The following is a 12,826-nucleotide window of genomic DNA, read 5'->3' on the forward strand; positions in this document are numbered from 1 at the left end:
AGCACCACGCGGTCGGCGCCACGCGGCGCCGCCAGTCAGCCGGTCAGTCGGTCAGCCGGTCAGCGGTGTCCGGGATGAAGAGTGCGGGGTGGTGCCGGACCTCGCCATGACACGGTCGATGGCGAGGACCGGCAGTACCGTCACGACGCTGCCGACCACCCCGGTCCACAGCGTCGGCACCACGCCGATCGCCGTCCCGAGCCAGTCCGCGAGCAGCGACGCGAGCGGCATGCCGCCCCAGACCACGAAGCGGATCGAGGCGTTCATCCGCGTCGACCAGCAGCACCACGGGCGTGCTGACGATCCGCATCAGCAGCCCGGCCAGCGCCGGACCGCCGAGCGCGGAGACCTGGGAGGTGACCTCCAGGCGGGCGTGGGCGGTGGCGATGTGGTCCCTGGGAGCACCAGCACCGGTACGGTCGTCCTTGGGGGCACCAGCACCGGTACGTACGACTGGCAGGCGACGTCGAAGAAGACGGACACCACCCCCGACGACGAGCGCGACGGCGTACAGGGCCCCCATCCTCAGCCCGCCGACGGACCACAGGGCGGGGACGGCGAGAACGGCCAGGCAGCACACGAGGGCGGCGGCCATCATGGTCCGGCGCCTGAGCATGCGGTCCACCCACGCGCCCGCGGGCAGGCCGCTCAGCAAGTGGCAGACGGTCGACGCCGCGTTCAGGACGCCGGCCTGCCCACTGTCGGCGTGCGGCAGTTCCACGGCGGTCACGGACAGACCCAGCGTGCCGACGCGGGTGCCTCACTGGGAGAAGGTCTGGCCGAACCGGAACCCCCGGAAGCCGACGGCCCCCACGGACCGGACGGTCACGGAACACTCCTCCCGCGGTGCGGACCCGTGGACCGCGCCGGTGCTGCGGGCCAGTGCCGCCGGTGACGTTCACGCAGCGGTCCTTCTCCGGTCCTTGAGTCAGCGGACCGGCGGACCGGCGAACAGGGCGGTGTCGCCAAGGGCGGCGTGGCAGCGCGCGGCGTCGAGCCCTGCCGCGGCGTCGAGAACGGCGGGGTGTCCGGCGGGACCGGGGCCGATGACGACGACATCGCGCAGGGCGCTCACGCCGTGGCCTCCGGAGCGATCTCGGCGATCAGGCCCTGGACGAGGGTCTTGATCTCGTCGCGTATGGGGCGGACGGCTTCGACACCTTGTCCGGCCGGGTCGTCGAGCTTCCAGTCCAGGTAGCGCTTGCCGGGGAAGACCGGGCAGGTGTCGCCGCAGCCCATGGTGACGCACACGTCGGACTCGCGGACGGCGTCGATCGTGAGGATCTTCGGGGCTTCGGCGGAGATGTCGATGCCGGCCTCGGCCATCGCTTCAACGGCGGCGGAGTTCACCGTCTTCCCGGGGCTGGAGCCTGCGGAGCGGACCTCGACGCGGTCCCCGGCCAGGTGGGTCAGCCAGGCGGCGGCCATCTGGGAGCGGCCGGCGTTGTGGACGCAGACGAACAGGACGGACGGCTTGCCGGACGACTCGGCCATGTTGATCGTTCTCTCTCGCCGCAGGACGGCACGCCGCCCATGACTTCAGCTCCCACTGGTATCAGCGGGGAATGATGTGAAAGTATCAGTACATGCTGACTTCAGTCGACCCTGATCTGATCCGGGTGCTGGGCGATCCGCTCCGCCTCCAGATCGTGACCCTGCTGGCCCGCGAGACACTGTGTACGACGCACCTGGTCGAGGAGACCGGCGCGAAGCAGACCAACCTGTCCAATCACCTGAAGGTCCTTCGCGAGGCCGGAGTGGTGGAGACGGAGCCGTGCGGCCGCTTCACCTACTACGCACTGCGTCCCGAGGTCCTGGCCGGTCTGTCCGAGCAGTTCGCCGCGCTGGCCGAGTCCGCCCGTACCGCGGCCGGGAACAAGCGGGCCTGCCCGTGACCTCCACCGAACCCACCACCGCCACGGCGGCCGGTGACGACTCGGTCGTCAGGAAGCTCTCCACCCTCGACCGCTACCTCGCGGTGTGGATCCTGCTCGCCATGGCGATCGGCCTGGGGCTGGGGCGGCTGATCCCGGGCATGAACGACGCACTCGCGAAGATCGAGGTCGGCGGGATCTCCCTGCCGATCGCGCTCGGCCTGCTCGTGATGATGTACCCGGTGCTGGCCAAGGTCCGCTACGACAGGCTCGACACCGTCACCGGCGACCGCAAGCTGATGGTGTCCTCACTGGTCGTCAACTGGATCGTCGGCCCGGCCGTCATGTTCGCGCTGGCGTGGGTCTTCCTGCCGGACCTGCCCGAGTACCGCACCGGACTGATCATCGTCGGCCTCGCCCGGTGCATCGCCATGGTCATCATCTGGAACGACCTCGCCTGCGGTGACCGGGAGGCCGCCGCCGTTCTGGTCGCCCTGAACTCGGTGTTCCAGGTCATCGCGTTCGGCCTGCTCGGCTGGTTCTACCTGGACCTGCTGCCCCGGTGGCTGAACCTCGGCGACGGACAGGGCCTGGACGTCTCCGTCTGGCACATCGCTGTCAACGTCATCGTCTTCCTCGGCATCCCGCTGCTGGCCGGCTTCCTCACCCGCCGCATCGGCGAGCGGAAGATGGGCCGCGAGAACTACGAGACCACGTTCCTGCCGAGGATCGGACCCTGGGCCCTGTACGGGCTGCTCTTCACGATCGTCGTCCTGTTCGCCCTCCAGGGGAAGACGATCACCTCGCAGCCCCTGGACGTGGTCCGGATCGCGCTGCCACTGCTCGTGTACTTCGCGATCATGTTCTTCGGCACCTTCCTCCTCGGAAAGGCCCTCGGCCTCGCCTACGACCGCACCGCGACCCTGGCGTTCACCGCGGCGGGCAACAACTTCGAGCTGGCCATCGCCGTCGCCATCGCGACCTTCGGCGTCACCTCCGGCCAGGCCCTGTCCGGAGTCGTCGGCCCGCTCATCGAGGTACCCGTCCTGATCGGGCTCGTGTACGTCGCGCTGGCCTGGCGCAGGAAGTTCAGCCCCGCAGCACTCACCACCCCGGGAAGGGACGACTGACGCACTGCCCCGACGTCCGCGCCACGGGAGCGGGCAGTCCCACCGTCGGCGTCCGCCAGGGCTGAGCCGGAGTCCGCGCGGCGCACGCCCGCGTCGCGACCCGGAGCGTACGGCGCGGCAGTCTGATCGGCACCCCCTGCGGGGCCGAAGCGCGGACGGTGCTGTGCCCCGTGTGCGCCGCGGCCGAGGCGCCAGCCGCACTGGCCCTGGCCGCACTGGCCCTGGCCGCACCGTGACCGGCACGGTGGACCTCGTGGTGATCGGCAGCGGGCAGGCAGGACTCGCCGTCGGCTACCGCCAGCCGCACGAGCTGGCCGAGGACTTCCCTCATGACCGAGAGCTGTCTGCCGGCCGGTTGCGGCAGGCGTTGGAGGCGTCCGGGCTGGACGCGGCCGATGCCGTCACACGGGTGGTCAGCGACCGGTCCGAGGCCGAACGCGGCGGCTTCACCGGCTCCCCGGCCACCCTCGTCAACGGAGAAGACCCGTTCGTGGAAGAGGGACGCAGGCTCTGCCGCACGCCCGAGGGCCTGGACGGCGCCCCCGGCATCAGCCAGTCGCGGCAGGCGCCTTCGGCTGCCTCCCACCGCGCCTGATCCCGGTTCACCCGGCCACCGCGGCACGCATTCCCTTCAGGACGTGCGCGGCGTCGCGGCCCACCCCGCGCAGGGTCTTGGAGGAGAAACTGCGCTGGAACTCCATGCCGACGAAGCCGAGCCCCGGGGCCACGGTGGAGAGGCCGCCCCGGTGCTGGGGGGCGCCTTCACCGTCCAGGGCGCCCGATTCGGTCAGGTAGGGGAAGGCAAGGCGGTATCCGGTGGCGAGCAGGACCGCGTCGGCCTCCTCCTTCGTTCCGTCGGCCCACACGACGCCGTCGGCGGTGAAGCGGCTGAACATGTCGCGCCGGTCGACGCCGTGCTGGTCCAGGGCGGTGCGGTAGTGGCCGTCATCGAGCACGGAGACGGGCACCTTTGCCAGGAGCCGCCGGATCGGCGCGATGTCGAGGCGGGTGTGCCTGAGCCACCCGTGCAGGTCCCGGCCCAGCGGGCGCTGGGGTGTCCATCCGACCGGGCGCCGGGTGGCCAGGGTGACGTCGGCGAGCGGGCCGAGCTCGGCGGCGATCTGGATCGCGGAATTGCCCCCGCCGACCACGACGACCCGCTGCCCGGCGAACGCGTCCGGGCTCCGGTAGCCCGCGGCGTGCAGCACCCGGCCGCCGAAGTCCGCCCGCCCGGGAACGTCCGGAACGAAGGGTGTGCCGTAGTCACCGGTCGCGGCGATGACCGCCCGCGCGGTGAACTCCCGCCCGTCCTCGGCCCGCACGGACCAGGTGCCGTTGTGGCGTGTCACGGAGGTGACGGTGGTCGAGGTGCGGATCCCGGCGGGCAGGCGGCGGGCGTAGTCGCGCAGGTAGTGCACCACGTCGTCCCGCCGTGGATAGCGGTCCGGGGCGCCGGGGAAGCGCATACCGGGCAGGGACGAGTACCGGGCCGGGGAGAACAGGGTGAGGCTGTCGTAGTAGCGCGGCCAGGACCCGCCCGGCTCCGCCGTGGCCTCCAGCACCAGAATGCGGGTGAAGCCGTGGCGCGGGGCGAGGGCCGCGGTGGCCAGACCGGACTGCCCGGCACCGATGACGAGGAGATCGGCATGCTCCATGAGAACGTGCCCCTTCACGTGAGTCGTCGTTTCGGGAAGTGACGAAATGTTGAGCGGGGTGCGATGAGAGAGAACAGCGCTGAGACGTCCGCGGTGGATCCGGCGACGGCCGGCTTCCTCAAGGCCCTGGCCAGCGAAACCCGTCAGAGAGTGATGCAGCAGTTCACCGGCGGCATCGAACTGACGGTCGGCGAGATCGCCGAACGGTGCGCACTGAAACCGTCGACCGCCTCAGAACACCTGAGCCTGCTGCGCCGCGGCGGCCTGGTGACCTCCCGCAAGGAGGGCAAGCAGGTCTTCTACCGGGCCGACGGTGCCACCACGACCGAGCACCTCTCCGCGCTCCAGGCGTACCTGGCGCGATGCTGCCCGCCCGACCGCACCGGCTGACCCGTCGGCGCGGGCCGCCGGGCGGAGATCAGGTGCGCAGGTCGAGCATGGCGGACATGGCCGCCACGACGGACGGCGCGACCTGGTAGTACACCCAGGTCCCGCGCCGCTCGGAGGTCAGCAGACCGGCCTCGCGCAGCTTCTTCAGGTGGTGGGAGACGGTCGGCTGGGAGACCCCGACGTCGGAGATGTCGCATACGCACGCCTCACCGCCCGGGTGCGAGGCGACCTTGGAGAACAGCCGCAGCCGCACCGGGTCCGACAGCGCCTTGAACATGACGGCCATCTCCTCCGCGTCACCCTGCGACAGCTCCCCGGCGGTGATCGGCGGGCAGCACGGCACCACGGCCTCCGCGTCCAGGACCGGCAGCTCCGCAATCTCTGACTTCGACATGCGTCTACATTGACACTCATCGATACGCAGTGGCAAGCTCCAGATATCGACAGCAATCGAAACAGCGGTCGGAGTGGCCGCCTACCTCGGAGGACATCACCGTCATGACCACCACTGCAGACCTGCCGGTCGTCGTCATCGGTGCCGGCCCCGCCGGGCTGGCCGCCGCCGCCCACCTGGTCGGGCGCGGCATCGAACCGCTGGTGCTCGAAGCCGGAGACGCCGCCGGAGCGACGGTGCGCGAGTGGTCCCACGTACGGCTGTTCTCCACCTGGGGCGAGGTCACCGACCCGGCCGCCGAGAAGCTCCTGGCCCCGACCGGCTGGACCAGGCCCGACGCGGCCACCTACCCGACCGGCGGAGACTGGGCCGGGCAGTACCTCCAGCCCCTCGCCGACGTACTCGGCGACCGTGTCCGCACCAGCGCCCGGGTGACCGGCGTCTCACGCACCGGCCGCGACCGCATCGTCGACGCCGACCGCGAAACCCAGCCCTTCGTCGTCCACTTCACCACCGCCGACGGCCATGAGGAGCGCGTCTTCGCCCGCGCGGTCATCGACGCCTCCGGCACCTGGACCACGCCCAGCCCGGCCGGGGCCAGCGGCCTGCCCGCCCTCGGCGAGAAGGCGGCGGCCGACCGCGTCACCTACCGCGTCCCCGACCTCAAGGACCCGGCCGTCCGCGACCGCTACGCCGGTCGGCGCACCGCCGTCATCGGCTCCGGCGCCTCCGCGTTCACCGCCCTGGCCATGCTCGCCGACCTCGCGGAGGACGAGCCCGGCACGCACGCGGTGTGGATCCTGCGCCGTGGCATCAGCGGCTCCACCTTCGGCGGCGGCAGCGCCGACCAGCTCCCCGCCCGCGGCGCCCTCGGCCTGGCCGCGAAGGCCGCCGTCGACAACGGCCACGCCGACGCGGTCACCGGCTTCCGCACCGAGGCCATCGAGCGCGACGAGGACGGCCGCCTGATCCTGACGGGCGAGGACGGACGCCGCCTCGACCCGGTGGACGAGGCGATCGTCCTGACCGGTCTCCGCCCCGACCTGTCCTTCCTCTCCGAGATCCGCCTCGGCCTCGACGAGCGCCTCCAGGCCCCCACCGCACTGGCCCCGCTGATCGACCCCAACCAGCACTCCTGCGGCACCGTCTACCCCCACGGCCACCGCGAACTCTCCCACCCCGAACCCGGCATCTACCTGGTCGGCATGAAGTCCTACGGCCGCGCTCCGACCTTCCTCGCCATGACCGGCTACGAGCAGGTCCGCTCCGTCACCGCCGCCATCGCGGGCGACCTGGAATCCGCCGACCGCGTCGAACTCACCCTCCCCGAAACCGGAGTCTGCGGCGGCGCCGGACTCTTCGACAGCCCGGCACCAGACCAGGCCGACGCCGGAGGCTGCTGCACCACCCCGGCACCCGCACTCGTGCAGATCGGCGCCGCCACCCCTCTGCCGGTCGCGGCCCCTGCCGACGAACCGTCGTCCGGCGGCTGCTGCGGAGCCTGAGGACACCGCGTCCTGGCCGACACGATCCGGGGCACTCGCTCCCTCGTATCAGGGGGCTGGAACGTCATGTTCCAGCCCCGAAGGGCTCCTCTCACACCCCTCAGGAACGCGTCCCCAACGGTCCGGGCCTGGGAGACCCAGAGAAGAGACGCGTGTGAGCGACCCTTTGCAGGAACTGGACGCCCCGGGCCCCGCGAGCACCGACGCGGCCACTGATGGGCACGAAAAATGCCCCCTGAGACTGCTTTTCAGCAGGTCAGAGGGCATTTCGGGGGTGGAGCCTAGGAGATTCGAACTCCTGACATCTGCCTTGCAAAGGCAGCGCTCTACCAACTGAGCTAAGGCCCCGAAAACGGACAGCTGTAGACACTTCCATGTCCTGGCCACCGCTGCGCACCAGAATACCGGGTACCCCCCGGAATCCTGCAAACAATATGGGGTCTCCCGGTCCGCGACCACGCTCCGTAAGATGCTCGGCGAGGTTCGCAGCAGCGAAGCCGCAGCGAAGGGGAGACGCCATGGACGCAGCGCAGCAAGAGGCAACGGCAAGAGCCAGGGAGCTCCAGCGCAGTTGGTACGGGGAACCTCTCGGCGCGCTGTTCCGTCGGCTGATCGACGACCTCGGCCTGAACCAGGCCCGGCTCGCCGCCGTGCTCGGGCTGTCCGCTCCCATGCTCTCCCAGCTGATGAGCGGCCAGCGGGCGAAGATCGGCAACCCCGCGGTCGTCCAGCGCGTCCAGGCCCTCCAGGAGTTGGCCGGGCAGGTCGCGGACGGCAGCCTCAGCGCGGGCGAGGCCGCGGGGCGCATGGAGGAGATCAAGAAGTCCCAGGGCGGATCCGTCCTCACCGGCACCGGCCAGACCACGACCACCGGCGGCGCCCCCACCGTCCGGCGCGTGGTCCGTGAGATCCAGTCGCTGCTGAGGTCCGTCTCGGCGGCCGGCGACATCATCGAAGCGGCCGACTCCCTCGCCCCGACCCACCCGGAACTGGCAGAGTTCCTCAAGGTGTACGGCGCGGGGCGCACCGCGGAAGCGGTGGCGCACTACGAGGGACACCAGGGCTAGGGGCCCCAGGGGCTGTCGTTTCGTTGGGGTCAGGGCGGATCAGGGAGCGGGCGCAGCACAATGGGTGAGGTCTTCGCCGGTCGGTACGAGCTGATCGATCCGATCGGGCGTGGAGGGGTCGGCGCGGTCTGGCGGGCCTGGGACCACCGGCGCCGCCGTTATGTGGCGGCCAAGGTCCTCCAGCAGAGCGACGCGCACACGCTGCTGCGCTTCGTCCGCGAGCAGGCGCTGCGGATCGAGCACCCGCACGTGCTCGCGCCCGCCAGCTGGGCCGCGGACGACGACAAGGTGCTGTTCACCATGGACCTGGTGAGCGGCGGTTCGCTGGCCCATGTCATCGGCGACTACGGCCCGTTGCCGCACCGCTTCGTCTGCACGCTCCTGGACCAGCTGCTGTCCGGACTGTCCACGGTGCACGCCGAGGGTGTGGTGCACCGGGACATAAAACCGGCCAACATCCTGATGGAGGCCACCGGTACGGGCCGCCCGCATCTGCGGCTGTCCGACTTCGGTATCTCCATGCGCAAGGGGGAGCCGCGCCTCACCGAGACCAACTACGTGGTGGGGACGCCGGGTTATTTCGCACCCGAGCAGATGATGGGCGCGGAGCCCGACTTCCCCGCGGACCTGTTCGCGGTCGGCCTGGTCGCGCTCTACCTCCTCCAGGGCCAGAAGCCCGACGCACAGGCGATCGTCGAGCACTTCGCCGCGTACGGCACGCCCGCCGCCCCGGAGGGCATCCCGGAGCCGCTGTGGCAGGTCCTCGCGGGACTCCTCCAGCCGGACCCGCAGGCCCGGTTCCGTACGGCCACGGGTGCCCGCAAGGCGCTGACGGCCGCGGTCGAGATGCTCCCGGAGCCGGGACCGGAGGACGAACCGGTCGAGGTGTTCGACCAACTCGGGCCGCTTCCCCCGGGCTTCGGCCCAGACGGACCGGTCAAGGCCCCCGAGCCCGTCCAGCAGCCTTACGCCCAGCCGCCGGTCTCGATGTCGGAGACGGGCAGCTTCCACCTGCCGCCGCCCCCGCAGCAGCCCACGCCCCGGCCCGCCGCAGCGCACTCCCCGGCCCCGCCGCTGCCCGCGCCCCCGTACGCCGCTCCGGCGCACGCCCAGGACGTCGCGCAGGCGCCCACGGCCGCCGTACGAAACGAGCCCCCGCTCACCCGGGCGTACACCGCCGGACAGCCGCAGAGCCCGGCGCACGCCCCCGCCGCGGCGCACGCCCCGCAACGGCGTCCGGGACCGTCCCCGAAGGTGGCGGTCCCGGTGCTGCTGCTGGCGCTGGTCTGCTTCGCGGTGGGCATCTGGGCGCTGACCCAGAACTGACCGCCCCGAGGACCGGCGGGATCACCAGGCCTGCGGCGGGTTTCCGTACGGTTCGCCGCCGGAAGCGCCCGCCGGGGCGGTGGCCGCGCGGCGCCGCGCCAGCAGGGTCCACGCCCCGAGCCCGACCACCAGCACCGAGCCGGTGCCGATCCCGGCCACGCCGACCGCCGTCATGGTGTCGCTGCGGACGGCCTGCGGGCCGCTCTTCCCGTCCCGCGCCATGTCCTTGTCGTCCTGCGTGACCGAGAAGGGAGCGGCGTCCTCCGCGTACGGCGAACTGCCCGCCTCCCCCTCGACCTTGACCTTCAGGGTCAGCGGAATCGCCTTGTCCCCGTAGGACTTCGCGACGGACGGGCTGAGCGTCACCGACAGGTAGTACCAGCCGGCGAACCGCATCGCGCTGACGTCGCTGGACGAGTCGTAGCGGTTCTCGTACGCCACCGGCGGCAGCGGGTCCAGCGAGACGGACGCGGACGTGCCGGAGTACGAGAGCGGGGTCGCCGAGTCGACGTGCCCGTACGCCGGATTGTCCAGGGAGAGCGCGAGCGCGTTGCCGACGTACGTGTCCGAGGTGGTGCTGTTGCTCAGGTCCGCGGTGACGAAGAGCTGCTGGTCCCAGTCGACCGGCACCCGGTAGAAGAGGGTCTGCCCCGGCCGGATGCCGCCCTCCGCCTGCCATTCGCCCGTCACCAGACCGGTCGCGTCGTAGTAGCCGCTGCCGCCGGACCGCTTCTGCGGGGCGGTGGTGGGCGGTACCGGCGAGGCGGACGGCCAGTTCTCCGGCGCCTCGGTCGGCAGCGGAACGCCCGCCTTCGGCTGCGGCTCCGCGACGTAGCGCAGCTCCAGGTCCCACGCGTCCTGCGAGGAGGTCCCCTTGCTCTCCCGCTCGATCAGGACGTTGTACGTCCCGGCCTCCTGGCAGGTGCTGCTGTCCTTCTCCATGATCCGGTAGGCGTACGCGGCGATCGGACGCGGGAACTCCGCCGACTGGAACCGCGCGTCCTGCGAACCGCACCGCAGGTCCGTGCTGTCGCGGACGCTGACCGTGATCCCGTCCCCGTACGCGACCTGGCCGCCGCCCCTGGGCACGGCCACCGCCGAGACGTACGCGTTCGTCCGGGCATCGAGGTCGAGGCGGTAGTAGAGCTTCTCCCCCGGCTTGATCGAGCTCCGGTAGACCGCTTTGTCCTTCAGGGCCGGGGCCTGGGTGCTGAACTCCGCGCCCGCGACCCGCTCCGCCCCCGGATCAAAGGCGTACGCGGCACTCTCCCCGGCCGCGTACGCCTGCCCCGGAAGCGCCACCGCCCCCATCGCCGCGACCGCGGCCAGCGTCACCCGGCCCCTGTTGCGCCGCCTCATCACGCGCTTCCCCTCGTCGTCCCGTCCACCCCGCCCCGCGACGCCCGCGCCGTCGGCCCCGGGGCCCGGCCATTTTGCTCAGGCAACGTATTGATGTGCTCCGGTGAACTCAAGAGCACGGCCGTCACGGTCCCGCAACAGCACGAAGCCCCGGCCGCTCGGCGACCGGGGCCCGCAATCAGGCTTTTCTGTCTCACACACCCGAACCTGCGGGCACGGAGTCAGTCGCCTCCGTCCACAGATCCTGCTCGGCGCGATCCGCCTGGATCTGGCGGTACACGAGGAGCCCGCCGATGGCGGCCAGTGCGACCAGGAGAAGCTTCTTCACCGCGCGACCTCGTCTTTCCTTGACGTAGGGGACTTCTGCCGCCCGACTATACACACCGGCCGATATCAACCGGTGACCTGCCTGCGGCCCAACTGGCGCCCGGGGAAAAGCGATCCTCCGGGGCGGCGGAAGCGGCGGAGCCCGCTCCGGTCCGTGACCTGCGGCGCACCCACCGGAGCCGGTTGAACCATACGAGTGGTGTTCATCCGAAGATCGGCGAATCAGTGGCGTCGGTCACGGAAATCGGCGCCCGGATCCACATCATCAGAAAGGTAAGCAAACCGGACCACCCGAAAGCGAGGGGTCATGAACTCCTTCCAGCCCAGGACCCTCTGGACCTCCTTCGTCACCGCCCTCTTCGCCCTGCTCGCCGCACTGGGCTTCATGAGCGCCCCGGCCACGGCCGCGCAGCAGAGCGCCGCGGGACCGGCCACCACGACCCACGAGCACATGGCCGAGACCACGGCGACCGCGGCCGCCCCCAGCGTGCGATGGACCCTCCCCCGCGACCGGGCCCTGCCACCCACGATGAAGCAGCGCATCCGCGCCGAGGCCCACGGCTCCTCGCCCGCCACCCGCCATCTGTCCTCCTATGACGGCACGGACACCGCGGAGACCAGGAGCGCCGCCCGCACCTCGCACGGGGCCCCGGCCGGGGACGCCTCCCTGCTGCCGCCCTGACGGCCGCACGACCGACACCTGAGCCCCCGGACCGGTTCACACCGGACGGGGGCTTCTCCGTGCGCTCAGCAGCCTTCCCGTCCCGTCCTGCCCGAACCGGGCCGCCTCCCGGGGCCCCACTCCGGCGCCGCACCCGGCGAACACGGCGGATGACCCGCCCCCATGGCGGGGGATCAGCTCCCCGGCGTACGCCCCCACCCGCGTCCGAGGCACACGCTCCCGCCCCCGTCCGCCCGTGCTGGCGCACTCCCGGCGCGCGCCGGTACCGCCGCACTCCGGCACTCCGGCACCCCGGACCGCATACGACGAAGGCCCCCCACCGTTACCGGTGAGGGGCCTTCGTACTGGTGGGGCTAACAGGATTTGAACCTGTGGCCTCATCCTTATCAGGGATGCGCTCTAACCAACTGAGCTATAGCCCCGCCGCGCTGTTGTGTCGCGCTGACCTCTGAAGATTAGCGCACGTCGGGGCCAGTCCCAAAATCGGTATCCGGTGGCCTACTCGTCCTCGGCCAGGGTGAGCTCGACACCGCCCACGAAACCGGCCGACAGGTTGTAGATGAACGCGCCCAGCGTCGCCAGCGCGGTCGCCAGCACCACATCGATCACGGCGATGACCGAGGTGAAGATGAGGACCCGCGGCAGCGAAAGGAACGACTGCAGATCGAAACCGTTGCTGTCGCTGGAACCGGTGGCCTCGCTTATCGTGCCGCCGACGGCCTCGAAGACGCCCATGGCGTCCATGACCATCCACAGCACCGCGGACGCCACCACCGTGCAGATGCCGAGCGCGATGGAGAGCAGGAAGCTCACCTTCATCACCGACCACGGGTCGGCCTTGGCCACCCGCAGCCGTGCCTTGCGGGTACGCGGAGTCGTCCGCGCGCCCGTACGCGGCTTGCGCGCCGCCTGCGCGGCGCCCGCGCCCTGCGCACCGCCGTGCGTACCGTGCTGCTGGCGGCCTCCGCCCTGAGTCCCGCCCGCAGGCGAGGGATACGCCTGCGGCGGGTGGTACGGCCCGCTCTGCCCCGGTGCGGGCTCGCGCTCGCCGGGCAATGGCCCGCTCGCGTAGCCCTCGTACTGGGGCTGAGGCCCCCGGGTGTCCGTCACAGTGCCC

At 71.4% G+C, this 12,826-nt stretch carries 16 protein-coding genes and 2 tRNA genes; 8 read left to right on the forward strand and 10 right to left on the reverse strand.

Going from position 1 to position 12,826, the window contains the following annotated elements; all coding sequences use genetic code 11:
- Positions 1-51 precede the first annotated feature (51 nt).
- The 3 genes from ACFVWY_RS01335 to ACFVWY_RS01345 all read right to left on the reverse strand — a co-directional run bounded on the left by ACFVWY_RS01335 (position 52) and on the right by ACFVWY_RS01345 (position 1,494).
- Positions 52-267: a hypothetical protein gene (locus tag ACFVWY_RS01335; protein ID WP_389865948.1), complete on the reverse strand. Its 216-nt coding sequence runs from the start codon at positions 265-267 to the stop codon at positions 52-54.
- Positions 268-928: 661 nt separating this feature from the next.
- Positions 929-1,075: a hypothetical protein gene (locus tag ACFVWY_RS01340; protein WP_389865950.1), complete on the reverse strand. Its 147-nt coding sequence runs from the start codon at positions 1,073-1,075 to the stop codon at positions 929-931.
- Positions 1,072-1,494, reverse strand: a complete 423-nt coding sequence (locus ACFVWY_RS01345; RefSeq protein WP_389865952.1) for an arsenate reductase ArsC — start codon at positions 1,492-1,494, stop codon at positions 1,072-1,074. Before ACFVWY_RS01345 ends, ACFVWY_RS01340 begins: the two co-directional genes overlap by 4 nt.
- Positions 1,495-1,586: 92 nt before the next feature.
- Between ACFVWY_RS01345 and ACFVWY_RS01350 the strand changes: the two genes are divergently transcribed.
- From ACFVWY_RS01350 to ACFVWY_RS01360, 3 genes are all read left to right on the forward strand, one after another.
- The gene (locus ACFVWY_RS01350) at positions 1,587-1,895 is read left to right on the forward strand and encodes an ArsR/SmtB family transcription factor (RefSeq protein WP_389865953.1); all 309 of its coding nucleotides are present in this window, start codon (positions 1,587-1,589) and stop codon (positions 1,893-1,895) included.
- The gene (gene arsB / locus ACFVWY_RS01355) at positions 1,892-3,004 is read left to right on the forward strand and encodes an ACR3 family arsenite efflux transporter (protein WP_389865955.1); all 1,113 of its coding nucleotides are present in this window, start codon (positions 1,892-1,894) and stop codon (positions 3,002-3,004) included. Before ACFVWY_RS01350 ends, arsB begins: the two co-directional genes overlap by 4 nt.
- A gap of 232 nt (positions 3,005-3,236) precedes the next feature.
- On the forward strand, positions 3,237-3,599 hold the full coding sequence (locus tag ACFVWY_RS01360; RefSeq protein WP_389865958.1) for a hypothetical protein: 363 nt from the start codon (positions 3,237-3,239) through the stop codon (positions 3,597-3,599).
- A gap of 7 nt (positions 3,600-3,606) precedes the next feature.
- Here ACFVWY_RS01360 and ACFVWY_RS01365 read toward each other — a convergent pair whose 3' ends face one another.
- A complete protein-coding gene (locus ACFVWY_RS01365; protein WP_389865959.1) occupies positions 3,607-4,659 on the reverse strand; it encodes a flavin-containing monooxygenase in 1,053 nt (350 codons plus the stop codon).
- Between the two features lie 63 nt (positions 4,660-4,722).
- Here ACFVWY_RS01365 and ACFVWY_RS01370 point away from each other — a divergent pair, with 63 nt between their 5' ends.
- The gene (locus ACFVWY_RS01370; protein ID WP_389865960.1) at positions 4,723-5,049 is read left to right on the forward strand and encodes an ArsR/SmtB family transcription factor; all 327 of its coding nucleotides are present in this window, start codon (positions 4,723-4,725) and stop codon (positions 5,047-5,049) included.
- Between the two features lie 28 nt (positions 5,050-5,077).
- On the opposite strand, the gene ACFVWY_RS01375 is transcribed toward ACFVWY_RS01370, so the two are convergent.
- Positions 5,078-5,443 (reverse strand): ArsR/SmtB family transcription factor, encoded by a 366-nt coding sequence (locus ACFVWY_RS01375; RefSeq protein ID WP_389865962.1) that lies wholly within the window; start codon positions 5,441-5,443, stop codon positions 5,078-5,080.
- Between the two features lie 104 nt (positions 5,444-5,547).
- Here ACFVWY_RS01375 and ACFVWY_RS01380 point away from each other — a divergent pair, with 104 nt between their 5' ends.
- Positions 5,548-6,948 carry an NAD(P)-binding domain-containing protein gene (locus tag ACFVWY_RS01380; RefSeq protein ID WP_389865965.1) on the forward strand — a complete coding sequence of 467 codons (1,401 nt, stop codon included), beginning with the start codon at positions 5,548-5,550 and terminating at the stop codon, positions 6,946-6,948.
- A gap of 275 nt (positions 6,949-7,223) precedes the next feature.
- Here ACFVWY_RS01380 and ACFVWY_RS01385 read toward each other — a convergent pair.
- Positions 7,224-7,296: transfer RNA gene (locus tag ACFVWY_RS01385), tRNA-Ala, on the reverse strand.
- A 170-nt stretch (positions 7,297-7,466) separates the two neighbouring features.
- Here ACFVWY_RS01385 and ACFVWY_RS01390 point away from each other — a divergent pair.
- Positions 7,467-8,015, forward strand: coding sequence for a helix-turn-helix domain-containing protein (locus ACFVWY_RS01390; protein ID WP_389865967.1), 549 nt, complete (start codon positions 7,467-7,469; stop codon positions 8,013-8,015).
- A 60-nt stretch (positions 8,016-8,075) separates the two neighbouring features.
- Complete coding sequence (locus ACFVWY_RS01395) at positions 8,076-9,341, forward strand: serine/threonine-protein kinase (RefSeq protein ID WP_389865969.1); 1,266 nt, start codon at positions 8,076-8,078, stop codon at positions 9,339-9,341.
- Between the two features lie 21 nt (positions 9,342-9,362).
- Here the strand turns inward: ACFVWY_RS01395 and ACFVWY_RS01400 are convergent, their stop codons facing one another.
- Together ACFVWY_RS01400 and ACFVWY_RS01405 are read right to left on the reverse strand one after the other, a co-directional pair.
- On the reverse strand, positions 9,363-10,700 hold the full coding sequence (locus ACFVWY_RS01400; protein WP_389865972.1) for a hypothetical protein: 1,338 nt from the start codon (positions 10,698-10,700) through the stop codon (positions 9,363-9,365).
- A gap of 193 nt (positions 10,701-10,893) precedes the next feature.
- A complete protein-coding gene (locus tag ACFVWY_RS01405) occupies positions 10,894-11,028 on the reverse strand; it encodes a DLW-39 family protein (RefSeq protein WP_003958712.1) in 135 nt (44 codons plus the stop codon).
- Positions 11,029-11,334: 306 nt separating this feature from the next.
- On the opposite strand from ACFVWY_RS01405, the gene ACFVWY_RS01410 reads away from it, so the two are divergent.
- The gene (locus tag ACFVWY_RS01410) at positions 11,335-11,709 is read left to right on the forward strand and encodes a DUF6344 domain-containing protein (protein WP_389865974.1); all 375 of its coding nucleotides are present in this window, start codon (positions 11,335-11,337) and stop codon (positions 11,707-11,709) included.
- Positions 11,710-12,054: 345 nt separating this feature from the next.
- Here ACFVWY_RS01410 and ACFVWY_RS01415 read toward each other — a convergent pair.
- Both ACFVWY_RS01415 and ACFVWY_RS01420 read right to left on the reverse strand, forming a co-directional pair.
- Positions 12,055-12,131 (reverse strand) — tRNA-Ile (locus ACFVWY_RS01415).
- A 76-nt stretch (positions 12,132-12,207) separates the two neighbouring features.
- Positions 12,208-12,819, reverse strand: a complete 612-nt coding sequence (locus tag ACFVWY_RS01420; RefSeq protein WP_389865977.1) for a DUF3566 domain-containing protein — start codon at positions 12,817-12,819, stop codon at positions 12,208-12,210.
- Positions 12,820-12,826 lie beyond the last annotated feature (7 nt).

The sequence above is a fragment of the Streptomyces sp. NPDC058195 genome (assembly GCF_042883525.1).
Lineage (GTDB): Bacteria > Actinomycetota > Actinomycetes > Streptomycetales > Streptomycetaceae > Streptomyces.

Coding starts and splice junctions, on each gene's coding strand:
- ACFVWY_RS01370 (WP_389865960.1), top strand. CDS start 4,723: ATGAGAGAGAACAGCGCTGAGACGTCCGCGGTGGATCCGGCGACGGCC.
- ACFVWY_RS01350 (WP_389865953.1), top strand. CDS start 1,587: ATGCTGACTTCAGTCGACCCTGATCTGATCCGGGTGCTGGGCGATCCG.
- ACFVWY_RS01335 (WP_389865948.1), bottom strand. CDS start 267: ATGAACGCCTCGATCCGCTTCGTGGTCTGGGGCGGCATGCCGCTCGCG.
- ACFVWY_RS01345 (WP_389865952.1), bottom strand. CDS start 1,494: ATGGCCGAGTCGTCCGGCAAGCCGTCCGTCCTGTTCGTCTGCGTCCAC.
- ACFVWY_RS01365 (WP_389865959.1), bottom strand. CDS start 4,659: ATGGAGCATGCCGATCTCCTCGTCATCGGTGCCGGGCAGTCCGGTCTG.
- ACFVWY_RS01380 (WP_389865965.1), top strand. CDS start 5,548: ATGACCACCACTGCAGACCTGCCGGTCGTCGTCATCGGTGCCGGCCCC.
- ACFVWY_RS01395 (WP_389865969.1), top strand. CDS start 8,076: ATGGGTGAGGTCTTCGCCGGTCGGTACGAGCTGATCGATCCGATCGGG.
- ACFVWY_RS01400 (WP_389865972.1), bottom strand. CDS start 10,700: ATGAGGCGGCGCAACAGGGGCCGGGTGACGCTGGCCGCGGTCGCGGCG.
- ACFVWY_RS01390 (WP_389865967.1), top strand. CDS start 7,467: ATGGACGCAGCGCAGCAAGAGGCAACGGCAAGAGCCAGGGAGCTCCAG.
- ACFVWY_RS01410 (WP_389865974.1), top strand. CDS start 11,335: ATGAACTCCTTCCAGCCCAGGACCCTCTGGACCTCCTTCGTCACCGCC.
- ACFVWY_RS01375 (WP_389865962.1), bottom strand. CDS start 5,443: ATGTCGAAGTCAGAGATTGCGGAGCTGCCGGTCCTGGACGCGGAGGCC.